General features: G+C 53.5%; 30 protein-coding genes. 17 read left to right on the forward strand and 13 right to left on the reverse strand.

Going from position 1 to position 26009, the window contains the following annotated elements; translation table 11 throughout:
* The first annotated feature begins 12 nt into the window (after positions 1 to 12).
* Positions 13 to 1938 carry a carbohydrate-binding protein gene (locus tag KK062_RS25925; protein WP_254087289.1) on the forward strand — a complete coding sequence of 642 codons (1926 nt, stop codon included), beginning with the start codon at positions 13 to 15 and terminating at the stop codon, positions 1936 to 1938.
* A gap of 73 nt (positions 1939 to 2011) precedes the next feature.
* Here KK062_RS25925 and KK062_RS25930 read toward each other — a convergent pair whose 3' ends face one another.
* The gene (locus KK062_RS25930) at positions 2012 to 2833 is read right to left on the reverse strand and encodes an alpha/beta fold hydrolase (protein ID WP_254087290.1); all 822 of its coding nucleotides are present in this window, start codon (positions 2831 to 2833) and stop codon (positions 2012 to 2014) included.
* 177 nt (positions 2834 to 3010) lie between these two features.
* On the opposite strand from KK062_RS25930, the gene KK062_RS25935 reads away from it, so the two are divergent.
* The gene (locus KK062_RS25935; protein WP_254087291.1) at positions 3011 to 3442 is read left to right on the forward strand and encodes a hypothetical protein; all 432 of its coding nucleotides are present in this window, start codon (positions 3011 to 3013) and stop codon (positions 3440 to 3442) included.
* 211 nt (positions 3443 to 3653) lie between these two features.
* Here KK062_RS25935 and KK062_RS25940 read toward each other — a convergent pair whose 3' ends face one another.
* Positions 3654 to 4439, reverse strand: coding sequence for an FkbM family methyltransferase (locus KK062_RS25940; protein ID WP_254087292.1), 786 nt, complete (start codon positions 4437 to 4439; stop codon positions 3654 to 3656).
* A 191-nt stretch (positions 4440 to 4630) separates the two neighbouring features.
* Here KK062_RS25940 and KK062_RS25945 point away from each other — a divergent pair, with 191 nt between their 5' ends.
* Positions 4631 to 5761 (forward strand): glycosyltransferase, encoded by a 1131-nt coding sequence (locus KK062_RS25945; RefSeq protein ID WP_254087293.1) that lies wholly within the window; start codon positions 4631 to 4633, stop codon positions 5759 to 5761.
* Between the two features lie 5 nt (positions 5762 to 5766).
* Here KK062_RS25945 and ruvC read toward each other — a convergent pair whose 3' ends face one another.
* Positions 5767 to 6318 (reverse strand): crossover junction endodeoxyribonuclease RuvC, encoded by a 552-nt coding sequence (gene ruvC, locus KK062_RS25950; protein ID WP_254087318.1) that lies wholly within the window; start codon positions 6316 to 6318, stop codon positions 5767 to 5769.
* 101 nt (positions 6319 to 6419) lie between these two features.
* On the opposite strand from ruvC, the gene KK062_RS25955 reads away from it, so the two are divergent.
* The 8 genes from KK062_RS25955 to KK062_RS25990 all read left to right on the forward strand — a co-directional run bounded on the left by KK062_RS25955 (position 6420) and on the right by KK062_RS25990 (position 12904).
* Positions 6420 to 7520, forward strand: a complete 1101-nt coding sequence (locus KK062_RS25955; protein ID WP_254087294.1) for a glycosyltransferase — start codon at positions 6420 to 6422, stop codon at positions 7518 to 7520.
* Between the two features lie 55 nt (positions 7521 to 7575).
* Positions 7576 to 8802, forward strand: a complete 1227-nt coding sequence (locus tag KK062_RS25960; protein WP_254087295.1) for a GAF domain-containing SpoIIE family protein phosphatase — start codon at positions 7576 to 7578, stop codon at positions 8800 to 8802.
* Positions 8803 to 8804: 2 nt separating this feature from the next.
* The gene (locus tag KK062_RS25965) at positions 8805 to 9437 is read left to right on the forward strand and encodes a polysaccharide deacetylase family protein (protein ID WP_254087296.1); all 633 of its coding nucleotides are present in this window, start codon (positions 8805 to 8807) and stop codon (positions 9435 to 9437) included.
* Positions 9434 to 10519 (forward strand): glycosyltransferase, encoded by a 1086-nt coding sequence (locus KK062_RS25970; protein ID WP_254087297.1) that lies wholly within the window; start codon positions 9434 to 9436, stop codon positions 10517 to 10519. Before KK062_RS25965 ends, KK062_RS25970 begins: the two co-directional genes overlap by 4 nt.
* A complete protein-coding gene (locus KK062_RS25975; RefSeq protein ID WP_254087298.1) occupies positions 10516 to 10872 on the forward strand; it encodes a diacylglycerol kinase family protein in 357 nt (118 codons plus the stop codon). The genes KK062_RS25970 and KK062_RS25975 overlap by 4 nt, the downstream gene beginning before the upstream one ends.
* 101 nt (positions 10873 to 10973) lie before the next feature.
* Entirely contained in the window at positions 10974 to 11453 is a 480-nt protein-coding gene (locus tag KK062_RS25980; RefSeq protein WP_254087299.1) for a response regulator, read from the forward strand.
* A 75-nt stretch (positions 11454 to 11528) separates the two neighbouring features.
* Positions 11529 to 11960 (forward strand): SRPBCC family protein, encoded by a 432-nt coding sequence (locus KK062_RS25985; RefSeq protein WP_254087300.1) that lies wholly within the window; start codon positions 11529 to 11531, stop codon positions 11958 to 11960.
* 155 nt (positions 11961 to 12115) lie between these two features.
* Positions 12116 to 12904: an alpha/beta hydrolase gene (locus KK062_RS25990; protein ID WP_254087301.1), complete on the forward strand. Its 789-nt coding sequence runs from the start codon at positions 12116 to 12118 to the stop codon at positions 12902 to 12904.
* Positions 12905 to 12972: 68 nt separating this feature from the next.
* Here KK062_RS25990 and KK062_RS25995 read toward each other — a convergent pair whose 3' ends face one another.
* Positions 12973 to 13332, reverse strand: a complete 360-nt coding sequence (locus KK062_RS25995; RefSeq protein WP_254087302.1) for a nuclear transport factor 2 family protein — start codon at positions 13330 to 13332, stop codon at positions 12973 to 12975.
* An 83-nt stretch (positions 13333 to 13415) separates the two neighbouring features.
* Positions 13416 to 14075 (reverse strand): orotate phosphoribosyltransferase, encoded by a 660-nt coding sequence (pyrE, locus tag KK062_RS26000; protein ID WP_254087303.1) that lies wholly within the window; start codon positions 14073 to 14075, stop codon positions 13416 to 13418.
* Between the two features lie 101 nt (positions 14076 to 14176).
* On the opposite strand from pyrE, the gene KK062_RS26005 reads away from it, so the two are divergent.
* Entirely contained in the window at positions 14177 to 14866 is a 690-nt protein-coding gene (locus tag KK062_RS26005) for an NUDIX hydrolase (RefSeq protein ID WP_254087304.1), read from the forward strand.
* 20 nt (positions 14867 to 14886) lie between these two features.
* On the opposite strand, the gene coaD is transcribed toward KK062_RS26005, so the two are convergent.
* The 3 genes from coaD to KK062_RS26020 form a co-directional block, all read right to left on the reverse strand.
* Entirely contained in the window at positions 14887 to 15345 is a 459-nt protein-coding gene (coaD, locus tag KK062_RS26010; protein WP_254087305.1) for a pantetheine-phosphate adenylyltransferase, read from the reverse strand.
* 13 nt (positions 15346 to 15358) lie between these two features.
* On the reverse strand, positions 15359 to 16246 hold the full coding sequence (locus tag KK062_RS26015; protein WP_254087306.1) for a DUF3822 family protein: 888 nt from the start codon (positions 16244 to 16246) through the stop codon (positions 15359 to 15361).
* A gap of 102 nt (positions 16247 to 16348) precedes the next feature.
* On the reverse strand, positions 16349 to 16813 hold the full coding sequence (locus tag KK062_RS26020; protein WP_254087307.1) for an NUDIX domain-containing protein: 465 nt from the start codon (positions 16811 to 16813) through the stop codon (positions 16349 to 16351).
* A gap of 119 nt (positions 16814 to 16932) precedes the next feature.
* On the opposite strand from KK062_RS26020, the gene KK062_RS26025 reads away from it, so the two are divergent.
* Positions 16933 to 17349 (forward strand): DUF1573 domain-containing protein, encoded by a 417-nt coding sequence (locus tag KK062_RS26025; protein WP_254087308.1) that lies wholly within the window; start codon positions 16933 to 16935, stop codon positions 17347 to 17349.
* Positions 17350 to 17407: 58 nt separating this feature from the next.
* Here KK062_RS26025 and KK062_RS26030 read toward each other — a convergent pair whose 3' ends face one another.
* Both KK062_RS26030 and KK062_RS26035 read right to left on the reverse strand, forming a co-directional pair.
* Positions 17408 to 17797 carry a DUF423 domain-containing protein gene (locus KK062_RS26030; RefSeq protein WP_254087309.1) on the reverse strand — a complete coding sequence of 130 codons (390 nt, stop codon included), beginning with the start codon at positions 17795 to 17797 and terminating at the stop codon, positions 17408 to 17410.
* Positions 17798 to 17861: 64 nt separating this feature from the next.
* Positions 17862 to 18524: a YggS family pyridoxal phosphate-dependent enzyme gene (locus tag KK062_RS26035; protein WP_254087310.1), complete on the reverse strand. Its 663-nt coding sequence runs from the start codon at positions 18522 to 18524 to the stop codon at positions 17862 to 17864.
* 43 nt (positions 18525 to 18567) lie between these two features.
* Between KK062_RS26035 and KK062_RS26040 the strand changes: the two genes are divergently transcribed.
* Together KK062_RS26040 and KK062_RS26045 are read left to right on the forward strand one after the other, a co-directional pair.
* Entirely contained in the window at positions 18568 to 20124 is a 1557-nt protein-coding gene (locus KK062_RS26040) for a GH3 family acyl-acid amido synthetase (protein ID WP_254087311.1), read from the forward strand.
* Positions 20108 to 20737: a LysE family translocator gene (locus KK062_RS26045; protein WP_254087312.1), complete on the forward strand. Its 630-nt coding sequence runs from the start codon at positions 20108 to 20110 to the stop codon at positions 20735 to 20737. The genes KK062_RS26040 and KK062_RS26045 overlap by 17 nt, the downstream gene beginning before the upstream one ends.
* Here the strand turns inward: KK062_RS26045 and KK062_RS26050 are convergent.
* From KK062_RS26050 to KK062_RS26060, 3 genes are read right to left on the reverse strand one after another with little or no spacing between them, the layout of a single operon-like run.
* Entirely contained in the window at positions 20734 to 21777 is a 1044-nt protein-coding gene (locus KK062_RS26050) for a vWA domain-containing protein (RefSeq protein ID WP_254087313.1), read from the reverse strand. The two genes, KK062_RS26045 and KK062_RS26050, sit on opposite strands and share 4 nt — an antisense overlap.
* Positions 21770 to 22684 carry a hypothetical protein gene (locus KK062_RS26055; RefSeq protein WP_254087314.1) on the reverse strand — a complete coding sequence of 305 codons (915 nt, stop codon included), beginning with the start codon at positions 22682 to 22684 and terminating at the stop codon, positions 21770 to 21772. The genes KK062_RS26050 and KK062_RS26055 overlap by 8 nt, the downstream gene beginning before the upstream one ends.
* Entirely contained in the window at positions 22681 to 23559 is an 879-nt protein-coding gene (locus KK062_RS26060; RefSeq protein ID WP_254087315.1) for a DUF58 domain-containing protein, read from the reverse strand. The genes KK062_RS26055 and KK062_RS26060 overlap by 4 nt, the downstream gene beginning before the upstream one ends.
* 135 nt (positions 23560 to 23694) lie before the next feature.
* Here KK062_RS26060 and KK062_RS26065 point away from each other — a divergent pair, with 135 nt between their 5' ends.
* A complete protein-coding gene (locus tag KK062_RS26065; protein ID WP_254087316.1) occupies positions 23695 to 24081 on the forward strand; it encodes a DUF4296 domain-containing protein in 387 nt (128 codons plus the stop codon).
* A partial coding sequence (locus KK062_RS26070) for an endonuclease MutS2 (protein ID WP_254087317.1) occupies positions 24078 to 26009 on the forward strand: 1932 nt, incomplete at its 3' end. The genes KK062_RS26065 and KK062_RS26070, both read left to right, overlap by 4 nt.

Here is a 26009-nt window from a genome sequence, read left to right on the forward strand (position 1 = left end):
AAACACAACGTTATGAAACAACGAAGCATTACTATTACTATTACTACTACCCTTATACGATATACGGTGCTGCGCTTTGGGCGCGTGGCGGTGGGGCTTATGGCCATCATCCTTTTGCTCTGCAGTCCGGCCTTTGCGCAGACCGTTATTTTTGATGACTTCAATTACACAAACGCGGATGATCCGGCGATTGAGAGCTTTAACAAGTGGCACATTGTGAATGACCTGAACAGTGGACCTCCGTCGGGTGCCGATTATCTGAAGTCGAATGTTACGTTTACCACGGACGGTATTATGGAGCTGCGTTGCTCGAATGCGGGCACGCCTGCCAGCGCCACACACTCCCGTATTGAAACGGGCGCCGATGTGAATTACTTTGAAGGTACTTATGCAGCACGGGTGTATTTTGACAATGCACCGCGCAACAACCAGGACCCTATCATTCAAACGTTTTATGCCATTTCGCCGGCGGCGGGTGGTGCTAATCCGGCGACGTACGCGGAGGTGGACTTCGAGTATTTGCCGTGGGACGCATGGAGCGGTATGTACGGCGGTACGTATAACAACGCCATGTGGATGTCATCGTATGAGTCGTCTAACGTGTTGCCCAGTGGCGAGGGCCTTGATAACGCGCACGTTATTTTGAAACAGGACCTGGCGGGGTGGCATGACCTGGTGTTCCGGTTTGTGGACGACGTGAACGTGGAGTATTTTATCGACGGCGTAAAAAAAGCCAACGTGTCGGTGCGGACATCGGATGGCGTATCGGTATATCCGGATTACAATATGCTGGTGAGCTTTGCCAACTGGGCGTATCCGCCGATCGATGGTTCGACGTTTGGTCCTTCTACACAGCAACGCAGCAGCACGATGAAGGTGGATTGGTTCGTGCATGTGAAGGATCAGAGTAAGAGCCCTGCGGAAGTGCAGGCCATTGTGGATGAGTTTCGTGGTCGCGGTGTCAGGCGCCGCAACCGTCAGGGTCAGGAGTATGTTTCTACGCCGCAGCCTCCAACGGGTGTGGTGACGGTCTATAAACACTGCGACTTTGGTGGTTATGCTGTTGGACTGCAGGTGGGTTCGTATACGCTGGCGCAGTTGCAAGCGTTGGGTGTTGTTGACAACGATATTTCGTCGGTAAAAGTACAATCGGGTTACCAGGTGACTTTCTATGATAACAATAACCTGTCGGGTACGTCGTTGGTGAAAACGGCTGACGACAACTGTCTGAACAACGAGGGCTTTAACGATGTTGCCAGCTCGGTCGTGGTAGCGCCGGTGGCAGTGCCACCTTTCTCGATCTTGCGTCAGGCAGAGTCGTATAGTTCGGCCGCTGCCGTGTCGATTGTAACGACGACTGATCCACAAGGTGGTGCGCAACATGTGACGGCGATCGATACTGACGATTGGCTGGCGTATGCAAACATTGCGATTCCGGAGAGTGGCAATTATACGGCGGAATATCGCGTGTCGAGTGTGAATGGTGGTTTGATTGCTCTGGATTTAAATGCCGGTGCGATCTATCTGGGTGAAGTGACTGTACCGCCTACGGGTAGTGCCAGTACCTGGACGACGGTGCAGCATACAGTATATATCACGGCTGGGACATACGCGGTTGGCTTGTACGCGGGTACCGGTGGTTGGAACATCAATTGGTGGAAGCTTACACGACAGGCGGCTGCGCAAACTGTTGTGGCTGCTGCCGAGGCTGATGTTGTTTCCTGGGAAGTATATCCGAACCCTGTGCAAAGCAGCTTGAGCTTGTCGCGTGGCTTTGTGGGTGGTCGTGTGGTGATTACTGATCAGACGGGTAACAAGGTGTTGACAAGTGTTGTCAATGATGGCGCGTTAGATGTATCTACGCTGCGTCCGGGTCTTTATAATGTGATTGTTACGAAGAATAAGAAGACGGTAAGCCGTAAGTTTATCAAGCAGTAGTAGTGTCTGCTCGATTTGTTTATATAGTTCGCGCCGGCAGGGATCCTGCCGGCGCTTTTTTATGTCATTTTGCCTATGTAACCCGGTATAAAAGTGAATGCAAGAATGCTTCCAGGGCGGTATTAAAGGCGTCGGGATTTTCGAGGTTGCTGACGTGGCCGGCACCTTCGATGGTCTGCAGGTGTGAACCGGGTAGGAGGTCGTGCATTTTGCGCGCGGCTTCGATCGGCGTGACTTTGTCTTCGGAACCTACGAGGATCAACACCGGACAGGTAACGGTCGGCAGCACGCCACATGTATCTTTACGGGCGGCCAGGGCCATGAGGGTTTTCGTGACGTTGTCGTCGGATGCCCTGGCAATGGTTTTCCGGATATGGTCTACGGCTTCGGGCTTGTCGAGGTGCGAGGCAGGAGCAAAGAGATTTTTAACGGACTCTTCGGCGTAGGGTGCCATGCCTTTCTCGCGTATGGAGTCGATTGCCTTCTTGCGTTTCTCGCGGGCGGCGTCGGTGTCGGCGAAGCACTGGGTGTCGGCCAGGACGAGCGCGGCAAAACGCTCGGGTGCTTTTTCAATGGCGTGCAGGGCTATATATCCACCCATGGATAATCCACACACTACGGCCTGGGGTATACGCAGCGCGTCGAGGAAGAGTATAAAGTCGTGGGCGAACTGGGAGATGGTAAATTCTGCAGTGCCGGCGTCGGAGCTGCCATGGCCGCGCACGTCGTAGGCGACGACGCGGTAGGATTCTTTGAGGGCTTCGAATTGAGGCTCCCACATGTTTTTGCTGAACGGAAAACCGTGCAGGAACACCACGGGTATGTCGCTGTGCCCTTCGTCAAAATAGCTTACTTTATTTCCATTGATTTCGGTCTCTTTGGCAGCGAAGGGCATATCGTTCAGGGGTTTAGATGGGTTACCGGGACTAAAAATAGGTAAAAAACTGTGCCTTCTGTCTGTCGGAAGTGTCGTACAGTATAGCAATTTGGCCGAAATGTCGAAATTCCTTGTGGCGTAGGCATTCTGGCCCGTACTTGGCTTTATTCTTCGCAGAAACAAAACACGACGATCATGAAAAAGTATGCAATGACATTTGTATGGCTTCTGGCCTGTACGCTGGTATTTGCCCAGCACGGTGGTGACCATAAAGACAAAGGACATAAGGGCCCGGGCGATCCGAAAGCCGCCGCAGCTAAACACGCTGACAAATTGAAAGCCGATGTGGCCCTCGACGATACGCAGTATATTAAGGTGAAGGCTGTCTACGAACAATACGAACAGGAGCAGTCGACCGTGCGCCGGGACACGTCTTTGACCAAAGGCCAGGAGAACACCCGGATGAAGGCATTGCGCGATAACCGCGACGCCAGTTTAAGAGCGGCCCTCACGGCTGAGCAATGGAAGAAGTGGGAAGCGCTGAAGCAGGAGAAGAAGGATGCCAAGAATGCCCGGAAGGATGGGAAGAAGGGAAAGGATGGCGCCGGGAAGGGAAAGAAGGAGTGATGGAATTGCGCTTGCGCTTGGAGAGGGTGTCCGGTGGGCACCCTCTTTTTTTGGGTTTGGGATGTGGTTAAGATGGGGTGTGTATGTCTTTAGTAGGGCTTTAGTATGGCTTTGATACGGGTATGACCCTGCCTCGCCAGTCTGAAGACTGGCATCAGGGTAGGTCCAAGTCGCCCTCCCTTCGGTCGGAAGACTTGAACCAGATCCGTGTTTAAGCTTGCGCTAGTGATGGTTGGTTGGCTGGGGTTGGTACGGGGACGTTTTCAGGGGATTCGTTGATAAACAGGAGGTTATCGCCCTGGATGGAGAGGGAGAAGTTGTGGGTGAGGAGGGCTTTGAAGACGGCCTGGGAGCAGCCGGGTTTCATGCGGTCGTGGAGCTCAATGATGAGGCAGCGGGTGTAGGGGAGCCAGGATTCGTAGTTTTCGCTGAATACTTCTTTTTCGCTGCCTTCGATGTCGAGCTTGAGGATGTCGATTTGGGTAATGCCGTGGGTTTGCAACAGTTCGGGGAGGGACATGGCCTCGAGTACGGTGCCTGTGGCATTCTTTTCGATCATGAAACCGCGGTCGCCGTAGCCTTTGTCGACGACGTGAATCTGTTCTTTTTTGTGCCAGATGGCGCTTTTAACGGGCGTGATCTGGGGGTAGGGGCGCACATTGTCGGCCAGGACGACAAAGTTGTTTTCGTCGGGCTCGACGCTGATGATGCGGGCGTTCGGGTAGCGGTTTGCGAAGAAGATGCTGGTCATGCCGATGTTAGCGCCACCGTCGATGATAACGTTGGGCTGTATGGTTTTTGGAAGCGACAGGTCGTAGAGGCGGCGCAGGAAGATCTCGCGGAAGGAGATTCCGTCGGCCCGTTGTGGGCGGAGACGGAAAGGATGCTGGATGCCCGGCAACGAGAGGCTGCTGGTCATGCGGGTCCGGACCTTGAGGTAAATAACAAGGCCGCGCCAGCCGAAGGCTGTGAGGCAGTTGATCAGTAATCCGAACATAACGTCGTTGTTTTATCGGCCCCCGGAAGCACGCGTGCGGAATGTTGCACCCGTATTTTTACTTTTGCCGGAAACCGGTGCTGTGGGTTTTCCGGGCGTACTTTCTTTGGTTTGAGCAAAGAAAAGCATTTTGCGGCCTATTGTAAACTCATCCGGCATATTCATAAACTAATACGGTCAAACGAAACTTTGTGGACAACAGATCGGCTGAAGAGGTAAAAAGACCCATCGTGATGCTGGCCAATGGCCATCCTCCTTTTGATACCCGCATTTTTATAAAAGAAGCCCGGTCATTGGTGCAGGCGGGCTACACGGTGTCGATGATCCTGCCGCACACACAGGACACCGAAAAGGACGGCGTGCGCTTGTATGCGGTTAGACCCCTGGGAGGAGGTTTCGACAAGCTTTTTGTCAGTCCCTGGCGCATATTGGGTAAGGCATTGAAGCAACCCGCCCGGTCGGTATTTTGCATTCATGACTCGGACATCCTGGGTGTGGGGGTGATCCTCAAGCTGTTTGGCCGCAAGGTGGTATACGATGCGCACGAAGACACCCCGTTACAGATCAGTTACCAGCATTGGTTGCCACGCTGGCTGCGAGGGCCGTACGCTACGTTTTATTACCTGCTCGAAAAACTTTGTGGGGCGTGGTTTGACGCGATCATTGTCGCGGAGCCGGTCATTGCGCAATATTTTCCCAAACACAAGACTTACCTGATCCGCAACTTTCCGTTGGCGCATGCATTCCGTACGCATGTGCCGGTGCCGTATAGCACACGGCCACAGGCGTTGACATCGGTGGGCACGTTGAGCAAGGTGCGCGGGTTGATCGAGATGTTGGAAGGCGCGCGGCTGGCGGCGTTACGTGCGTCGTTCGAGTTTGTGTTGGGGGGTAAGTTTGCACCGCAGTCGCTGCAAGCGGAGGTATTGAAGGAGTATACGGTGCGCTTTCTGGAATGGCTTTCGTTTGACGCGATGGTGGAGGTGTTGTTTGCTTCGCGGGTCGGTATTATCATTCCCAATCCTATTGAGCGATACAAGACGAACTATCCGGTGAAGATGTTTGAGTTTATGGCGGCCGGGTTGCCGGTGATTGCGTCGTCGGCGGGGGAGTCCGCGGCGTTTATCAAAGAGGCGGATGCGGGCATTCTCGTTGATCCCCTGAATGTGCAGGAAGTGGCGGACGCTATTGTTTGGTTATTCACGCATCCGGCGGAAGCCGAAGCGATGGGGCAACGCGGGCAGGCGCTGATCTTCAGCAAGTATAACTGGGAGAAGGAGAACGAGACGTTGTTGGAGGTATATCGTAGTATTTCGTCTTAGGCACGTTAGGCAGGCTTGATGCGGTCGGGATTATCTTTCAGAAAGGCTTCCCATGAGCTGGTGGCGCGACGCGGTTTTGTCTGCGGGCGTTGCGCCGAGGCACTGCCTGCGGTTAGTTCGGCTTTGCCAGCCTGGAAGTGGTGGCATACGGCTACGGCCAGGGCATCGGTTGCGTCGAGCAGCCTGGGCATCTCCTCGATGGCAAACAGGCTCATCAGCATTTTTGCAACCTGCTCTTTGGAGGCATTACCATTGCCCGTGACGGATTGTTTGATCTTGCGGGGGGCGTATTCAGCAATCGGAATGGAGCGCGACAACGCTGCTGCCATGGCAACGCCCTGGGCACGGCCCAGCTTGAGCATGGACTGCACGTTTTTACCAAAGAAAGGTGCTTCCAGGGCTACCTCGTCGGGGTTGTACTCGTCGATGAGGCTCGAGACCCGCTCGAAGATCTTTTGGAGCTTGAGAGCGTGGTCTCCGTATTTGCTCAGATGAATGACGCCGAACTGAATGAGCTCGACTTTGGGGCGACGCACGGCTATCAGGCCATACCCCATGACGGTTGTGCCAGGATCGACGCCTAAGATGACTTTGTCCGTGATAATATTTCCCACGGGGACAAGATAGGCAGCAATCCGGAAATTATTGAAATTGCGTCATGGTTTACCTTTTGGCATTCCTCGCGGGAAGCTATGTGAGCTTCATCCTGGGGCTTTGCCTCGGGTGGCGGCGGCTGTTTTCGCTTCCGCCGGGTCCGGCGCGGCCCCTGATACACCGGGTGTCGGTAGTAATTGCTGCGCGTAACGAGCAGGGGTGTCTGGAAATGCTGCTGCAAGATTTAACCCGCCAGACGGCTACGAACTTTGAGGTGATCGTGGTCGACGACCATTCTGACGATGCGACGGTAGCCATTGCCGACAGTATCGCGCAAGCAGACAGTCGGTTCCGGTGCATTCCGGCATCGGGAGAAGGGAAGAAGGCTGCGTTGACGACGGGTGTCCTCCATGCCACGGGTAGCATCATTGTTACCACCGATGCTGACTGCCGGGTGCTGCCCGGATGGCTGCAGATGTTGACGGCACGGTTTGCCGACTCGCATACGCAATTGGTGTGCGGCGGTGTGGCTATTCGGGCCGACACTTTCTTTGCCACCTTGCAATCCCTGGAGTTTCTTAGTTTGATCGGCTCGGCGGGTGCGGCGATGGCGTTAGGATTTCCCATCCTGTGCAACGGTGCGAACCTGGCTTTCCGTAAGATGACTTTTCAGGAAGTGGGCGGCTATACGGGCAACTTTCATGTGGCGTCGGGCGATGACGAATTTTTGTTGCGCAAGATTGGCGCGCGCTATCCCGGATCGCTGTATTTCATCACTCACCCTCAATCCGTTGTGACTACCCGTGCGGCGCGGACACTGGGCGCTTTTGCCCGTCAGCGGTTGCGATGGGCGGGTAAGTGGCGGCATAATACATCGGCGTATACGGTGCTGGTGGCGTTGTATGTATGGGCGATTCAAGTAACGACGTGCGCGAGTCTGGTGTTGGTCTTGACGGGAGGAACACTGCAAGGTGTTGCGGCGATCTTTCTGGCAGGCAAGTGCCTGGCGGATGCGTGGTTCCTCTGGCCAGTAGCCCGGTTCGTGGGAGTGCGTTGGCATTGGCCGGCGTTCCTGTTATTACAACTATTGTACCCTTTGTATGTGATCGCTACAGGCTTGTTATCGAACGTCCTACCGAACAGCTGGAAGGGCAGAAAGATGTGAAGTTTTTACGAGCATTGCTGATGGGATTCTTTTACCTTTACCCGTACAACACGTTATGGAGGAACTCGAGATACGGAAGCAATTTGAGATCAAGGAGATGGAGCTGAATGCTCTGCTCGAAATCACGCAGGCAATCAATAGCAACCTGCCCGAAGAATCGCTTTACAAGATCTATAACTTCACCCTCCGGTCGAATCTCAACATTACCAAGCTGGCGTTGTTTGTGTTCGACGAAGACTGGCAGTGCAAGGCCCACTTCGGCACCAAACATCCTTACTACAAGATCAAGCTGCTGCCGGAGTTCAAGACCATTCAGGATATTACGCACCTGCGTGAGTTTAAGCACTGTGAGTTTACGGAGTTCGATATCATCGTGCCGGTAGCGCACAAGACTACAACGCTGGCGCTGGTGTTTGTGGGTGGGCTCGACCAGTACGACGTGCGTTATGAAAGCGAAGACGGCATCCGGTTTATTCAGGCGTTGAGCAATATCATTATTGTAGCCATTGAAAATAAGAAGCTGGCGCGCAAGCAACTCGAGCAGGAGGCACTGCGCAAGGAGCTGGAGATTGCGCGCGACGTACAGCAGTTCTTGTTTCCCAAGAAACTGCCCAACACGGACGTACTGAAAGTAGAAGCGAGTTATTTGCCACACGACCGCATTGGTGGCGATTACTACGACTACATTCCCATGAACAAAAATCAGTTCCTGATTTGCGTGGCGGATGTGAGTGGTAAAGGTATACCGGCGGCGTTGATGATGTCGAACTTCCAGGCATCGTTGCGTACGCTGGTTCGGCAAACGCCGAACCTGACCGATATCGTGGAAGCCCTTAACTACCAGGTACTCGAAAATACCAAGGGCGAAAAATTTATCACGTTCTTTGCTGCCATCTATGACATCCGGCTCAAGACGATGGTGTATGTGAATGCCGGGCACAATCCGCCCATTCTGTGGGATCGCCAGCATGGCATTCGCCTGTTGGAAGATGGCTCGACAGTGCTGGGCGCGATGGATCCGCTGCCCTTCCTCAACGAAGGGTTTCTGACCGACATCGACGACTTCCTGATCTTCTGTTATACCGACGGTCTGACGGAAACCACCAATGAAGCGGGTCGCGAGTTTGGCGTCGAGACGTTGCTGAAATACTTCCAGAACGATCATATCTATACGCGTGGTCTGAAGAAGATCCACGAAGACATTATCGTCGCGCTGGACGAGTTTAAGGGTAACAAAGGGTACCACGACGACATCACGATCCTGTCGTGCCGCGTGGGGTAGTCATGATACACCGCACACCGTTTATTCTGCCGATGTTATATCCTTCGCTGGAGTGGCGCGTGCCCACGCAGGCGAAAGAAATATACCTTACCTTCGACGATGGCCCCGTGCCAGGACCCACCGAGTTTGTTTTAGATACGTTGGCGGCCGTCCGCGCCAAGGCCACGTTCTTTTGCATCGGCGACAACGTGCGCCGGCATGCTTCCGTCTTTAGCCGGTTGCTCGCGGCGGGACATGCTGTTGGTAATCATACCTTTAATCACCTGAACGGCTGGAAGACCCCGACGAATCGCTACCTGCAAAATATACAGGCTTGCGCGGAGGCCCTTGCGGCGCCCGACAACGTAAAGGCTGCGAAGCATTTGTTCCGACCGCCGTATGGCCGCATTACACGCAGCCAGATTCAACACTTGCGCGACTATCGCATTATTATGTGGGATGTGCTGTCGGTGGACTATGACAAGTCGCTGTCTGCGGAGCGTTGCCTGCGCAATACGTTGGGGGCTGTTCGTCCGGGCTCGATTGTCGTTTTTCACGACAGCCTGAAGGCTGAGCGGAATATGACCTACGCATTGCCGCGCCTGCTGGAGCAGTTGGCGGGGGAGGGGTATAGCTTTAAATCGTTGAACGAATGAAGCGTGTGCTGGTGGCGCCGCTGGATTGGGGCCTGGGGCATGCCACGCGTTGCATCCCGATCATTCGCGCGCTACAGGCCAGGGGTTGTACGGTGTTGCTGGCCGGCAGCGGTGATTCCCTGCAACTGCTACGAGAGGAGTTTCCTTCCTTATTTTATGCGGCGTTACCGGCTTATCAGCCTCGCTATCCGGCAACGGGTGGCTCGATGGTGTGGGCGATGGCGCAACAGCTTCCAAAATTTCTCACCGTGATTCGCCGCGAGCATGTAGCGCTGGAGCGTCTCGTGCGCGAGCAGTCAGTGGACCTGGTCATTGCCGACAACCGGTATGGATGTTGGTCTGCATCGGTACCCAGTATTTTTATTACACATCAATGTACGATACTTATGCCGCGTCGCTTTGGGTGGCTGGCATCCATCGTGGCGCGTATGAATCGGCGGAGTATAAAACGGTTCACGCGCTGTTGGTTGCCGGATTACCCGGGCGAGTCGAGTCTGGCGGGGAAGCTGGTGGCGTGCGGTGAGTCCCCCCATGATACCACGCATCGTTATATCGGTGCGCTGTCACGACTGTCGCCGGCCGTACCGCGGGAAAAACGTTATGACCTGGTGTGTGTGTTTTCCGGACCGGAGCCGCAGCGTACGTTGCTGGAGCAGGTGGTTATGGCGCAAATAAATCATAGCACACTGCGCGTATTGATTGTACGCGGGTTGCCGGGCGGGCGAAAGGTGCCGCCGTTGGAAACGCGGGCAGAGGTGGTGGATTTCCTGGCGAGTGACGCTTTACAAACGGCATTGGAGTCGTCCCGTTGCGTGTTGGCGCGTAGTGGTTTTAGTACGGTGATGGATCTGGCACATGTTGGCGGGAATGCTATTTTTGTTCCGACGCCCGGGCAGACGGAACAAGAGTATCTGGCTGCCAGGTTGATGGAGAAGAGAATTGCCTACAGCGTGGCGCAGCAGGATTTCCACCTGGATACGGCCTGGCAGCAGGTATCGCAGTATAGCGGTTTTGCGCCGGTTGGCGGTGCGCGCGGTATATTGCTGGATCGGGCGATTGACGAAGCTCTGATGTTATCATGAAGACCTTTCTACAAAGTGTACGGTATGCGCTGCAAGGGCTTCAGGCAGCCTTTGGCGGTCGGAACTTCCGCATTCAGCTGGGCATGGCGTTGCTGGTGCTGGCGGCTGGCTCTTATTTTTCCATTACGCGGCTGGAGTGGTGTGTGGTATTGTTCAATATAGCGTTGGTGTTGAGCCTGGAAGTCGTCAATTCGTCTCTCGAAAATTTAGTTGACCTCGTGACGCGTGAACGGCATCCGCTGGCCGGCAAGGTGAAAGACCTGGCGGCGGGCGCCGTGGTGGTGGCGTCGGGTATGGCTATCGTTATGGGGGTGATCGTTTTCTGGCCTTATGTGGAGGCTGTAGTGAATTGATTCTGTCCCTTCGTTTACCCAATTTGATCGTGCATGTCGTGTCTCAGGGCGGTTGTACCGGTGGCAGGGTATTTATAAATGTTACGCCGGCGAAAATGACTATGCGCGAACGAAAACTCTCTGTAACACCCTCACCGGAACCCAGCCCGGCAGATGCCGGCACCCCCCGGAAGAAAAAGATCCTGATTGTGGAGGACGATCAGGATATGCTCTCGATCTTATGCAAGGTCTTGCAGGACAAGGGTTACGAGGTGCTGGGGCTGCCCAGCGCGATGGCCATCGTCGACGGCCTGCACGGGAACCCCGACCTTTTTATACTGGATAAAAATATGGACGTCATCGACGGCATTGCCGTCAGCAAGTATTTACGACTGAAGTCGGGCGGACGGCGTGTGCCGATCGTGATGATCTCGGGTAGTGACAGCGAGGCGTGTGCGAAAGCCGCAGGGGTGGATTGTTACCTGGAAAAACCGATCGACGTGAGCCGGCTGCTGGCCGTCATAGAACACTTCACAGACGACACACAATCCATTGCTATTGATCGCAACAACCTGTCAGACGGAGCGCGTTTGTGCGGATGACCGTGCGATATTTGCGTAACTGAATAGTTTCCTATATATTCGGGTCAGGATCGAAGAACAAAACCATCATGCCTTATGGAAACTGCACAACCCTTTGTGATCGAGCGTACGTATAACGCTCCGGTCGAGAAAGTTTGGAAGGCCATTACCGACAAGGACCAGATGAAGGAGTGGTATTTCGACCTGGAAGAGTTTATCCCTGAAGTTGGGTTTGAGTTCACCTTTGCGGGTAAAGGCCACAAAGGCGAGCAGTACATTCATCGTTGCAAGATTCTGGAAGTAATTCCGCAAAAGAAGCTGACTCACACGTGGACATACGAAAATCATCCCGGTTATTCGACCGTTACGTTTGAGCTTTTTTCCGAGGGGACGCAAACGCGTGTGAAGTTGACTCATGCAGGGCTCGAGTCGTTTCCCCAAAACAATCCAGACTTTGCCAAAGAGAGCTTTGCCGGAGGATGGACGGAGCTTGTCGGCAAGTTGCTTCGGCAATATGTGGAGAAGTAATGCGCTTATACGATACCGGATATATACGGTATTGCTATCGTTGTCAACGATTGAAGAAAAGGACAGCGCACCCATGATCGTACCGACGACATAAGCCTGTAGGAAAGAAAGAGATTAACTGCTTACATTTAGCAGAACCTATCTACCTACGTGTTATGAATATTAATCATGCGAGAACCGTTGTTTTTATCACCGGTGCTTTTGTTACGCATTTCGGCTGGGACGCCTGGAAGGATTATTTTGAAAGCAAGGGCTTTATGTGCCTGGCCCCACCGTGGCCTTTTAAAGATGCGGCGCCCGACGTCTTGCGGCAACGCCATCCGCACGATATCGAGCTGGCAACGCTCACGCTGGGCGAAGTAATTGATCATTACGCCGCCATTGTACAAAGCTTACAAGAAAAACCTATTGTTATCGGTCATTCGTTAGGGGGATTGATCACGCAAGTGATCGTGAATCGCGGGCTGGCCGCTGCCGGTGTTGCTATTCACCCTGTGCCACCGTTGGGCGTGATTCCCTATGAGTTTTCTTTTTTGCGCGCGGGATGGAAAGCGCTGGGTCTGTTCACTTCGTTGCGTGAGACCTATTTGATGTCGTTTAAGGATTGGCAGTACGCTTTTGTTAACGGCATGCCGTTGGCCGAGCAGCAAAAGGCTTATCAGGCAAACGTTATTCCCGAGTCGAAGACTGTGGCGCGTGGTGGTCTGACGCGCGTGGCGAAAGTAGATTTTGACAAGCCGCATGCACCGCTGCTGCTCACCTCGGGATCGGAAGATACGATCATACCGGCACACTTGAATTATCGCAACTTCAAACGCTATGCGCAGAATGGATCGGTAACGGAGTACAAGGAATTTGCCGGTCGCAATCATTTTGTATTGGGCCAATCTACGTGGCAGGAAGATGCCGACTATATTCTGGCGTGGCTTGCACGGCAACACTGATCACATGAAAATACAAAGCGCTTCCCCGTGTGGCTGGGAAGCGCTTTGTTGTTATTGTTGGCAGAACGTTATACGAAGAACTCTTCGGATACGATCTTGCCATCTTTTACCTGGTATACGCATAGCTCGGGTGTGGTCATACGGGGCTGGTTTTTCATGGTTACGTCCATGGCCAAGGTAAAGGCGATGGAGTTGCCGGCGACCAGCGGATCAGAGACCTCGATGCCATGCATCTGCTCCACCATGTTATCGAATTTTTTACCTTTTTCCACAATGGCGTTCAAGCCGATGGTTTCTTTGGAAAAAGCAGGTGTAGCGTACGGCTCGATGCTTTTAGCATTGTCGGCGTACAGTTCTTTCTGGGCGCCGTCCCAATCACCTTTGCGGCAGTAGTCGGCCAGACGTTTTGCAATTTCTTTTGTTTCCATGGTATTTGAATTTTTGGGTTTAATTCCAAGGGTCAAATAACATGCCCGAGGTGACAATGGTGTGTCAGCAGCCTTTATAATGTTTAGGAAATAGCACGCCAGTTGGCGGGGTCTACGCGCCAGGCCTTCAGCGAGGTGATCTGGTCTGTGGAAATGAGGTTGTGCGACGATGCGTATGCAATCAGACTGCTATAGTCGCTGAGGCTTACCAGGGGCACATTTGCTTCCCGGAAGTTGCTTACGGCCACTTCGAAGCCATAGGTGAAGATGGATGCCATGCCCAATACTTCAAAACCGGCATCGCGCAGGGCCTGTACGGCTTTGAGTGAGCTGCCACCGGTGGAGATCAGGTCTTCGATCACGACGACGCGTTGGCCTTTGACCACTTTTCCTTCAATGAGGTTTTCCATGCCGTGGTCTTTTGGCTTCGGACGCACATACACGAATGGCAGCTGCAATACGTCGGCTACCAGGGCGCCTTGCGGCACGCCGGCGGTGGCTACCCCGGCGACGGCTTCGGCGCTGGGAAACTTTGCACGAATGGCCTGTACGAGGCCGTCGCGGATGGCGGTGCGGATGGCCGGGAAGGAAAGGGACAGACGGTTGTCGCAATAGATCGGCGATTTCCAGCCTGATGCCCAGGTAAAGGGTTTTTCGGTGTTCAGCTTAATAGCCTGGATTTCCAGCAGCATAGACGCCACGGAGGCGGCTGTTTGCTCTTGTACGTGTACGGTCGTTGCCATGGGCGCGAAGGTACTGCCAAAAATCTTTTTCGCAACCGCTTGTCTCCTTACGAATATTTTATTCTTTTGCGCTGAATGGAAGGTGTAAAAAGGAAACGGCCATGATCATTTTTATTAACGACATTCCCGTCCGGATACTCAAAAGCGACGAAATGCCCGATGGCGGCCGGATTAACTCCACTGCCGATGCCGCTGTGAGACCTTTGACGCCCGCGGATCTGATCCACCACGTATGGATCAAGAACGTGACCGATCGCGACTTTGATGCGATCATCGGTTTTCTCGACTCGAAGGTTCCGACCAATGTGCTTTCGCTGGCTCTTTCCGTGACCGACTATGCGGGTATCAAAGATTATCTGCGCAGCCGGTTTAAAGTGGTAAAAGCCGCCGGCGGACTGATCCGGAAGAAGGATAAGTTCCTGATGATCTACCGCATGAAAAAGTGGGATCTGCCGAAGGGCAAGAAGGAAAAAGGCGAACGCAACCGTACGACTGCCGTACGTGAGGTGGAGGAGGAGTGCAACGTGTCCGTGAAGCTCGGCCCGAAGATCTGCACGACCTGGCACACGTATACCATGAACAAGAACGCCTTCTTGAAAAAGACGCGTTGGTTCGTCATGGATATCGACGACGACTCGCGTATGCGCCCGGCGCTGGACGAAGATATTGAAGAGGTGCGCTGGATGAACAGCAAGGAAGTATACCACGCGCTGGAGCATTCGTATAAGTCCATCAACTACGTCTTTGAACAATACTATGCCTCGCTCGAGGTAAAGTCGACACCCCGCTAATTTGCGGGGCCGGGACAATCTTATAATTTATAGGGTAGGAACTGCGATACATCGCCGCCGTACTTGTGTACTTCGCGGATGATGGATGAGCTGATCCATGCCAATTGCGGCGTGGTGATGAGGAACACCGACTCGAGCTCGTCGTACAGCTGGCGGTTTACCTGCGAGATGCTGTTTTCGTATTCGAAGTCCGTCGTGTTGCGCAGGCCGCGCAAAAGGAAGCGGGCGTTGTGTTTGCGCGCCAGCTCGGCCGTCAGCTCGGAATAGGTGAGGACTGTGATGTTGGGGTATTGCCGGAACGCCTCGTTGATGCTGGCGATCATTTTTTCGATCGGGAAATACCGGTTGCTTTTCTGGCTGTTGTAGCCGATGGCGATGATGATCTCATCAAACATTTGCAAGCCGCGGAGGACGATGTCTTCGTGGCCTCTGGTGAAGGGATCGAAGGAACCAGGGAAAAGCGCAATGCGTTTGTTCATAACGGTACGGAAATTACGGCATCAGGTGCACGCTGTAAAGATCAAAGAAATGGTGGTCCTGGATGTCGTCAAACATATAGCTGAACTGCATGGTGGCAGGCCGGCTTCCGAACCATACGTTGCTGATATACTTGTAGAACTCGTGGTAATGTGGCGAGTTCTTGCCGATATACCCCCAGAGGATCACCTGGCTTGTTTGCTGGTTCAGGTCGAGGGCTTTCATGACCAGCATGATGTATTTGATGTAATCGGAAAACTCTTTAATCGCAAACTGATTGTAATACATCAGCTTGCCGTCTTTGCAGACGAGTATGTGGAGCTTGAACCGATCTACGTAGATATAGAGGGGCGTGTCGTCGCGGTCCTGGGATGATAGCAATGTACCTTCGATCAGGGCGGCGGACTGGTGTGTGAACACCGGCGGGTTGCTGGGGTACATGTTGAGCAGCCAGCGGTGCAAGTCTTTGTTGATGGCAAAGACGGTTACCGCTTGTGCTGTGGGATTGACTGTCGCCAGGAGGTCTTCGCGGTCGGGATCCACGTGCGCATTGAATTTCAGGTAGTCTTCCATCGATTCTTCCGCAAACAACGCCACGGGTACCTGTACGAATTTTTGATTCTTGATGGAGATTTTGATCTTTTTCCAGAACCCTGCTTTGAGTACCGCGTGTGAGTCGAACAGTTGATCGAGGAGCTGCAACAGCGCTTCGTGTGATGTGAGGTTCGGGAGGACAAAGTCTTCCAGCAGCAGGGCGCGGTTGTCGTACGGATCGACCACGAGGATCTGAAAGTCGCGGGTGCCCAGTTGGATCAACAGATGGTATTGATGAATATATTCCTCATCGAAACGCTCGTCCCTGACTTTTTTTATGAGCTTATAGTGAAGTGTGGATGGTTGCAATGTCTTCCTGTTTTCCGCTTGTGGCGCGTTTTGGGGATGGGTTCTTTGCAATAATAAAGATTTTAGCGGGGAAATCACAAGTTGGGGCGGGCAGCCTGCCGATTAAATCCTGTAAAAACCACACAGTTTGCGCACTTCAGCGGCGCTGCCTGCGAGGCGGAAAATACCATGTGCATCGGGAGCGGCTTCGGCCGCAAGTGTGGTCACCGGCAGGAAGGCGGCATCGGTCAGCAGGGAGAGCTCGGGGTCGTCGCCTACACGCAGGGTGCCTCCGGTTACCGTGGCTTCGAAAAACAGCTCCAACGCGTGGAGGGGTGGGTGAAGGAATTCGCAACCAAAGAGAAAACGGCCGGGGCGCACGTGCAGGCCGGTCTCTTCCAGGAATTCCCGCACGAGGGTATCTTCCAGTGTTTCACCGGTTTCAAGGCCGCCGCCGGGTGGTGCCCAGAAGCCGTTGGCCGATATGCCACGGTGTCTGACCACCAGCAGGTTGTCGGCCTGCCAGCACAGCCCGCAGACCCGCACACGTAGCCGGTTTCCGTAGACACGGGCTATTTCTCCGTCCATAACAATTTCGCTCAGTGTTTTCCGCTACCGCGTAGCAAAGCACGGCAGAAAGTCAGAAATTTCGATCATTCTGGCAGCATTGTTGGTATGAACTCGTTAAATTTGAAAAAAAATAGCGTATGAAGAAGTATCTGTTTCTGATAGTAATGGTGGCCTTTGCCGCCGGTGCTTATGCGCAACAGGCAAGCACTAAAAAAGTAAGCGGCCCCGTGATCACGTTTGAGAAGAAAACGCATGATTTCGGTGAGATCGTACAAGGCGACAAAGTAGAGGAGACCTTCAAGTTCACCAACACTGGCACTGAACCGTTGATCCTTACGAACGTACAGGTAACGTGCGGTTGCACAACGCCGAAAGGCTGGCCGCGTGATCCCATCCAACCAGGTGGTAAAGGCGAAATTGTAGTGGCTTTCAACAGCGCCGGTAAAATCGGTCGCCAGGACAAGGTTGTTACGGTTGTATCAAACGCCGCGAACCCTGACGAAGCAAAGATTTCCTTTACAGCACAGGTATCGGAAAAGAAACAGCCTCAATAAGCGGTCGTTTCTAAAAGGCATTCAAAGCAAAGGCTCCCGATGGGAGCCTTTGCTTTTTTTAGCGGGTTTGTCCGTCGCGGGTGTACACCGCCAGAAAAACAAACACCCAGCCGGTGATGAGCAAGATGCCGCCCACCGGGGTGATGGGGCCGAAGATGCCGGGCTGGAAGAAGCACAGCATGTACAGGCTGCCACTGAAGAGCAATACGCCAAGGAGCAGGAAAAGCGCCGCGTGGCGAAGCTTTTTGCCTGGGTAGGTTAGTTGCAGGATGCCGACGCCCAGCATGGCCAGGGCGTGGTAGAACTGGTACCGCGTGGCCAGCTCGAACGTGTCGAAACGGCCGGCTTGTACCAGGAAGGGCTTTAGCGCATGGGCTCCGAAAGCGCCCAGGCTGACGCCGGCGAAACCGAGCAGGGCGGCGGCCAGTAAGGTTGTACGGTGATTCATATACAGTAGGTAAATGTAAAAGTATGCGGCGGTTAGCGCTTGCGTTGTCGGTGTAAAGATAGCATCAGGTTGTTTTGAATAGCGATGTTCCGATGCGGAGCATTGTACTGCCCTCTTCTATGGCAATTTTATAGTCGCTGCTCATGCCCATGGACAGGATCGTCATGCTGGCATTGGATGGCAGGTTTTCGTGCTGCAGGCGATCGAAGAACGTTTTGAGCGAGCGAAATTCCCGGCGCACCTGTTCTGTGTTGTCTGTGAGCGAGCCCATGCCCATGAGCCCTTGAATGCGAATGTGTTGATAGTTGCGCAAGGCCGGCGAGGTGATCAGCGTGCGGGCTTCCTCTTCGGTCAGTCCGTATTTAGTCTCTTCCTGGGCTATGTGTACTTGCAACAGGCAGTCGATGACGCGTCCGGCTTTGCCGGCCTGGTTGTTGATCTCTTCGAGCAGGCGAGGGCTGTCGACGGAGTGTATGAGTGATACAAAGGGAGCGATGTATTTTACCTTGTTGGTTTGCAGGTGGCCGATCAGGTGCCAGTGAATGTCCTGGGGGAGCTGTTCGTACTTGCCGATAAGCTCCTGCACGCGGTTCTCGCCAAAGTCCCGTTGTCCGGAAGCGTACGCCTCCTGGATCTTGTCGAGGGGTTGGGTCTTGCTGACGGCCACCAAACGACAGCCCGGCGGCAAAGTTTGCCGGAGATTCGTGATGTTATTCTTGATATTCATGCCTATTTTTGCCCGTTATATCCATCAAAGCTAAAGCAAAAATATGGCGATCCTGGGAACCTTGCTGAAAAAAGGAATACGCATTCGAGAAATGCTTGAACAGGAATATACGTCTCCGTTCGACTTGCAGAAAAAAGAGCTCAAAGAGCTGCTGATCACCGCCAGTCAGACGGAGTTTGGTAAGTATTACAACTTTGCCGATACACTGAACAGCTTCCGCAAGGGAGACAAGGAATTCTATCGAAGGTATAAGGCGCATGTGCCCATCCATAGCTATAACAAAATCTATGGCGATTGGTGGAAGCTTGCGCTGAAGGGTGTCAAGAATGTGTGCTGGCCGGGACGTGTCAAATATTTTGCGCTAAGCTCGGGTACGTCGGAGGCTTCGTCAAAGTACATACCGGTGACCAAGGATATGACCAAGGCGATGCAGAAGACCAGCGTCCGGCAGATTCTTACGCTATCGAAATATGATCTGCCGCCGGCGATCTTCGAGTCGGGCATTCTGATGCTGGGAGGGAGCACGCACCTGAACCACAAGGGCAGCTATTTTGAAGGTGACTTGAGCGGTATTCAGGCGGCCAAGATTCCGTTCTGGTTCCAGCATTTTTACAAGCCGGGCAAGCAGATCGCCAGAACCCGCAATTGGGATGCGAAGCTTGACGAGATCGCTCGCAAAGCCAAGGACTGGGACATCGGTATCATCGTTGGTGTACCGGCCTGGATCCAAATCCTGATGGAGAAGATCATCCAGTATCACCGCCTGCAGAATATACACGAAATCTGGCCCAACCTGATGGTATATGTGCACGGTGGGGTTTCGATCGATCCATATCGCAAGGGTTTTGAGAAGCTATTGGGTCGCCCGATCTATTACATCGAGACCTACCTGGCGTCGGAAGGTTTTCTTGCCTTCCAGGCGTTTCCCAACCGGCGCTCTATGCGCCTGGTATTGAACAACGGGATTTTCTATGAGTTTGTGCCGTTTGAAGCACGTAATTTTGATGCGAACGGCGAGATCTCGCCTGACGCCGAGACCTTTATGATCGACGAGGTGGAAGAAGGTAAAGAATATGCCATTCTGATGTCATCGTGCGCCGGGGCCTGGCGTTATCTGATCGGCGACGTTATCAAGTTCACCTCGCTGGAAGAAGCGGAGATCGTGATTACGGGGCGGACCAAACACTTCCTGAGCTTGTGCGGTGAGCACTTATCGGTAGACAACATGAACAAGGCTATCGAATTGGTGGCCAATGATTTTAACATCGTCGTCCCGGAGTTTACGGTAGCCGGTATACCACACGGGTCGTTGTTTGCACACCACTGGTTTGTCGGCACTGACGACGAGGTTGATCAGAAGGCCTTAAAAGAGAAAATCGACCTGCACTTAAAAGAATTGAACGACGACTATGCTGTAGAGCGGAGCGCTGCGTTGAAAGAGGTCATTGTCGATGTCTTGCCTGTCAAGACGTTTTACGACTGGATGGAATCGAAAGGGAAAGTAGGGGGGCAGAATAAATTTCCGAGGGTGATGAAAAACGCACAGCTCGACGACTGGAAAATGTTCCTCCAAACCCAGGTGAATGGAAATCGTCATTAATGGAATTGTGTCCGGCATCGTGCTGGCATTTCTTATTGGCCCTGTATTTTTTACGATCATCCAAACGAGTATCGAACGTGGGTTTACCAGCGGCGTGCTGGTAGCGGTGGGAGTATCGTTTAGTGACGCTTGCTATATCTTCTTTTCATACCTGGGCCTGGTGCAGTTTATGGAGGCGGAGAAGTTCCGGCATTACCTTTCGTACGCTGGTGGTGGTGTGTTATTGCTTTTTGGTTTGTATTACCTATTGGTCAAAAGCCGAAAGCTGGTTCGTTCCGAAGCCGGTCATATACGTTCGCGGGGATGGCTGAGCCTGGTAGCGAAAGGTTTTATCATCAATGGCCTGAGCCCCATGGTCTTGTTCTTCTGGATTGCCACGGTAGGGGTAGCCACAACTCAGTTGGCGTATCATTCCAATCAACAGGTGTTTATTTTCTTTGCATCCATCATAGGCACCGTATTCCTGACGGATGTTATCAAAGCGAAACTGGCCGACAGACTGCGTCTACTGATGACACCGCGCGTTATTCAGGTCATGAACATGGTGCTCGGTGTTGTGCTGGTAATCTTTGCCGGTCGCTTGATTTTCTTTCCCGATAATCTACCGCATTAGTCTTGCAGGATGTTGCTGATGAAGGTAGATTTCAGTAACAACCACAGCAGAAAGAATGCCACTGCCCAGCTCACGTAGATGTAGTAATAATCAGACGTGTCTTTGAAGCGGGTCTCTTTGATCTCGGCTTTTTCGTATTGATTGATGCGGGCAAAGACCTGTTCCAGTGCGCGGTTGTCGGTCGCGCGGAAGAACTCGCCACCGCCGATGCCCGCCATTTTGCGCATGGTGCTTTCGTCGATGGTGTTCTCGACCATGTTGGGACGGCCAAAGAAATCTTTGCCGTACGGCACCATCCCTTCTTTTCCCACGACGATGGTATAGATCTTTATGCCGTAGGCTGTTGCCAATTCGGCGGCTGTGATCGGATCGATGTTGCCGGCGGTATTGTCACCGTCACTCAAGAGAATACATACTTTTGATTTGGCGTCGGACTCGCCCATACGGTTTGTGACCACGGCCATGGCGCTTCCGATGGCAGTGCCTTTGCTTTCGATCATCTCATAGGTAATGTCCTTGAGGTAAGCGCGCAAAAGATCGTAGTCGGTTGTGAGGGGTGCCATGGAAAAGGCATCGCCAGCAAATACGACCAGGCCGATACGGTCTTGTACACGGCCGTCAATGAAATTCTTTGCTACCTCTTTCGCGGCTTCGAGCCGGTTGGGCACAAAGTCTTCGATCAACATGGATTGTGAGATGTCGAGGGCGATCATGATGTCGATGCCTTCGGTCCATTGCTCGACCTTCTCGTTGCTTTTCTGCGGACGCGCCAGGCCGGTTATGAGCAAGGCGAGTGTCAGAAACATTAATACGTCGGGGATCAGGCGTAGCAGCGCGAGGGGTGAGGCATGCAGGTCTTGCCGTGTTATCGCGACGGAGAGCTTTTGGTTGGTGTTCTGCCGGATGAACCAGCGCACTAAAAATACGACGGGCACCGCCAGGAGGAACCAGAGCATCCAACTGTTTTCCCACGTGAAGGAACGAAGGGTGGAGGGGAAGAACCACTCCGGCGAGTACCACGGTGTGAGGTCCTTATCCATTTTTCACCTCCTGTAGTTTTACGGCAAAGCGTTGGTTGGCCAGGTCGCGCAGGTTGGCAAGCGATTCGGTCGCTGCCTGTGTGCTATGACCATAGATCGCCCCGTCGATGGCCTTCAGGGTGCGCGTGACGGCATCGTCTTTTAAAGCGGCTTGTATTTCGCGCGTTGTCATTTTTGTATAGGGGCGGATCTCCAGTTGTTCCATATAACGTTTCCATTGGGCCAAAACGTGCTCTGCGTTGGCTGCCGAGAAATTACTGTGTATGCCTGCCACGGAACCGCCGTATGAGATCATAAATTGCTCGTGCATCTTCAACATGCGGCGGATGCGGAAGTATTTACGGATACGCCGGCCAAAGAAGACCCATACCAGGACGGCGATCAGCAGGATGGCACCGATGGCAATCAGGGCGATGATGTAGTTGAACGCCTGGGGTACGTCGTGGTAGGTGACGTTCTCGCGCAAGGGGAGCTTGTCGATGGTTATGCTGTCAAGGCCCGGCATGGGCGACAACGCCAACCGGATGGTGTCGCGCGGTGATTTGAAGGCGGTGCAATCCTGTGGTGTGAGCAGGTATACGGGCAGGCTGAGAGACGGACGTTCGTCCAGCTCAAAGGTGGTGACGTGGTACACCACGCTGTCGTAGCTCATGCCGTCGCGTGTGTCGGTGGGGGTATAGCTGCGGTGGTCGAGCTCGAACGGCGCATAGGTAAAGGTCGAGTCGGGGAACAGCACCTGTTGACCTTGTGCGTAACGCGCGGTCAGGTAAAAGCGTACGGGGTCGCCTACACGCAGGCTGTCTTCTATGAAACCGGCCCGCACGGTGACGTTGGTGTCCTGTGCCTGGACGGCGAGCTGAAAGAACAATAGTATACAGGCGGCTAAACCGATCGTTTTCATCCTCATGTCGTCTTCATCGATTTGTTCCGCACCTTGAATAAACGCAACAACTTGGGTACATAGTCTTCGTCTGTATCGAGCGTTATGAAGTTGATCTCGTGTTTGCGGCTAAATTTCTGCAGCATGTCTTTCCGCTCGTTGTGGTGGCGGATGATCTTTTCGCGGAAGTCGCCGAAGGATGTATTGATCCACACGGTACGTTGCGTCTCTTTATCCAGCACGGGGATGATACCAAGCTTGGGGAGGCTTGTTTCGCGTTTGTCGCTGATATGAACCACGACCAGGTCGTGCCGGCGTGCCAGGGCCTTGAGGTTGTCTTCGTATCCTTCGTCGATGAAGTCGGAGATGAGTATAACAACGCTTCGGCGACGAATGGCGTTCAGGGCAAATGTAATGGCTTTCGACAAGTTGGTACCTGTCGACAGTGGCTTGAGGTTGGAGAGTGCTGAAATGATTTCGTATGCCTGCGACTGGCCTTTGGTGGGCTTTATGAAACGCTCTTTGATGTCGGAGTAGCAGATCAGCCCTACGTGGCCCGATTCTTTTACGGCTGACAGCGCCAATACGCCACAGATCTCTTTTCCAATGTCAACCTTGGTGCGTCCGGGGGAGCCGATGTCTTCGGAGGCCGATACGTCCAGAATGAAAAAGACGGTTTGCTCCTTTTCTTCTTTGAAGGTTTTCACGAACGTGCCGTGGCCTTTGGCGGATACGCTCCAGTCGATGGTTCGGATATCGTCGCCATACTGGTAAGGACGCACATCGTCGAACTCCAGTCCCGATCCTTTGAAGACCGAGTGAAAGTCTCCCTTCATCTGGCTGTTGATCGCCTTGCGTATCTGTATCTCGTACCTCCGTAACTTTTTTAGAAGCTCCTTCATATATACGGTAGCCGTTCGTTAAAAATCGCCGTTCATGCCCAGCCGGGCCGGCGTGCACAGGCACTGAAAAACCAGGCCTGCGGTTTGCTTGATCCCGGGTGGTTTGCCTGGGTCAACGCCAAAAATAGAACAATTATGATTATTTTGCCGGTGGATATGAATGAAATGATGCGGAAATGGTGCCCGGTGGTAGCCGTACTGGTGTTGCTCTCTTGTACTGCCAGGCAGGAGGTGCCACCCGGCGTGCTAAACCGGGATGAAATGGTGAAGATGCTCACCGAAATACTGATAACGGAAGACAAAGTCAGTAAGCTGGGCATCGCCAGTGACTCGGCCTATCAGGTGTCGGACCTGTTTCGGGCGCGAATATTTGAAAAGGCAGGCATGACGGACTCGCTCTTCCGGCGGTCCATGAACTATTATATTGAACATCCCAAGGAGATGCAACAGATCTATACGACCCTGGTTGACTCCCTGAATTTACGTGAGCAGCGTGCCTCGGTGGCCGCTGAAAAGAAATGATTTACCCGGAAACATTTGAAGATAAACTTGGATTTGGACAGATACGTCAGAAGCTAAAGGGCTACTGCCTGTCTGCCGCCGGGGCCGCCTGGGTGGACGACATGCGCTTCAGTCGCGAGGTGGAGGAAATCCGCACGCAGCTGCAACAGAACCTGGAGTTCCGCCAAATATTGGAGAAAAGCGAGACGTTTCCGTCCCGCTATTTTTTTGATCCGACCGACTGGCTGCAGAAGATTGCCATCGAGGGCAATTGGCTGGAGGCCGATGAGTTTCTGAATCTGGCGTACTCGCTGGAGACGGTCATGGCCGCCCGCCAGTTCCTAAGCAAAGCGCAGGATATTTACCCCGCGCTATACCGCCTGGCACAACCTGTGATGGTGACGGGCACCCTGGTGCAGGCCGTCACCAGCCGCATTGACGACAAGGCCATGGTGCGCGACAGTGCCAGCCCCGAGCTGGGCCGCTTGCGTAAGCGCTTACGCGAAGAGCAGGGACGCCTGCGTAAGCTGGCGGACCAATTATACCGTACGGCAGTAGAGCAGAAGTGGGTGCCTGAAGGAGCGTTGCCTACGATCCGCGAAGGGCGGGTGGTGATTCCCATTCAGGCGGAACACAAACGCAAGTTGAAGGGCTTTATTCTCGACGAGTCGGCCACTGGCCATACCGTGTTCCTGGAGCCGACGGAGATGCTCGACGCGAACAACGAGATACGCGATCTGGAACACGCCGAGAAACGCGAGGTGGTACGCGTTCTGCGCGGGCTTACAGACGAGTTTCGACAGCAACTGCCTGTACTGCGCGTAGCCTATCAGTTCCTTTCACAAATAGACTTTATACGTGCAAAGGCTCGTTTCTCAGTAGAGATTGGTGCCGATTTACCCTTGCTTGAAAAGCAGCCGGAGCTGGTGTGGTATAACGCCCGCCACCCACTGCTATACCTCAGCTTGAAAGGGAAGCGTGACATCGTTCCGCTGAACATCGAGCTCGACCGGCAAGACCGGCTGCTGCTCGTGTCTGGTCCCAACGCCGGTGGTAAATCGGTTTGTCTGAAGACCGTAGGACTACTGCAGTACATGCTACAATGTGGCATGCTGATACCCGTATCGGACCGGTCGCGGGTAGGTATCTTCCATGACATCCTGCTGGACATTGGCGACCAGCAGTCGATCGAGAATGACTTGAGTACCTATAGCAGCCACCTGCGCAACATGGATGTTTTTATCCGTTCAGCATCCGATAAGTCGCTGATGCTGATGGATGAGCTTGGTTCGGGCACAGACCCAGACTTTGGTGGGGCTATCGCGCAGGCAATCCTGGAAGCGCTGCTCAAGAAGCGTGTATGGGGCGTTGCGACAACGCACTATTACAACCTGAAGCTTTTTGCAGGGCAACGGCAGGGTATACGCAATGCGGCCATGCGCTTTGACGACCAGCACCTGATGCCGCTCTATGTGCTTGACATTGGCAAGCCGGGTAGCTCGTTTGCACTGGAGATTGCGCGCAAGATTGGCTTGCCGCAAGAGACGTTGCAAGAGGCGGAGAAACTCGTGGGTAAAGACCTGGCGGGGTTTGAAAAGTTGGTGCGCTCGCTGGAGCGTGAGCGCCAGGAGCTGAGCGAGCGGTTGAAGAAGACGGAGCGCCAGGAGAGCGACCTGAAGCAATCGCTGGCCAAGTATCAGACATTGTCGGGCGAGCTGGAAAGCCGGCGCAAGGAGATCATCAACAAAGCGAAGGAGGAGGCGTCGGGCTTACTGCGCGATACGAACCGCGAGATTGAAAAGACGATCCGCCACATACGCGAGAACCAGGCACACAAACGTGAGACGCAAAAGGTGCGCAAGAACCTACAAGATATCACGCAGCGTGTCGAGCCCGAGGGAAAGCCCCCACAAAAACGCGCCCCCGAGGAATGGAAGGAAGGCGATCGC

It is taken from the genome of Dawidia cretensis, from assembly GCF_018598175.1.
Lineage (GTDB): Bacteria > Bacteroidota > Bacteroidia > Cytophagales > Cyclobacteriaceae > Ohtaekwangia > Ohtaekwangia cretensis.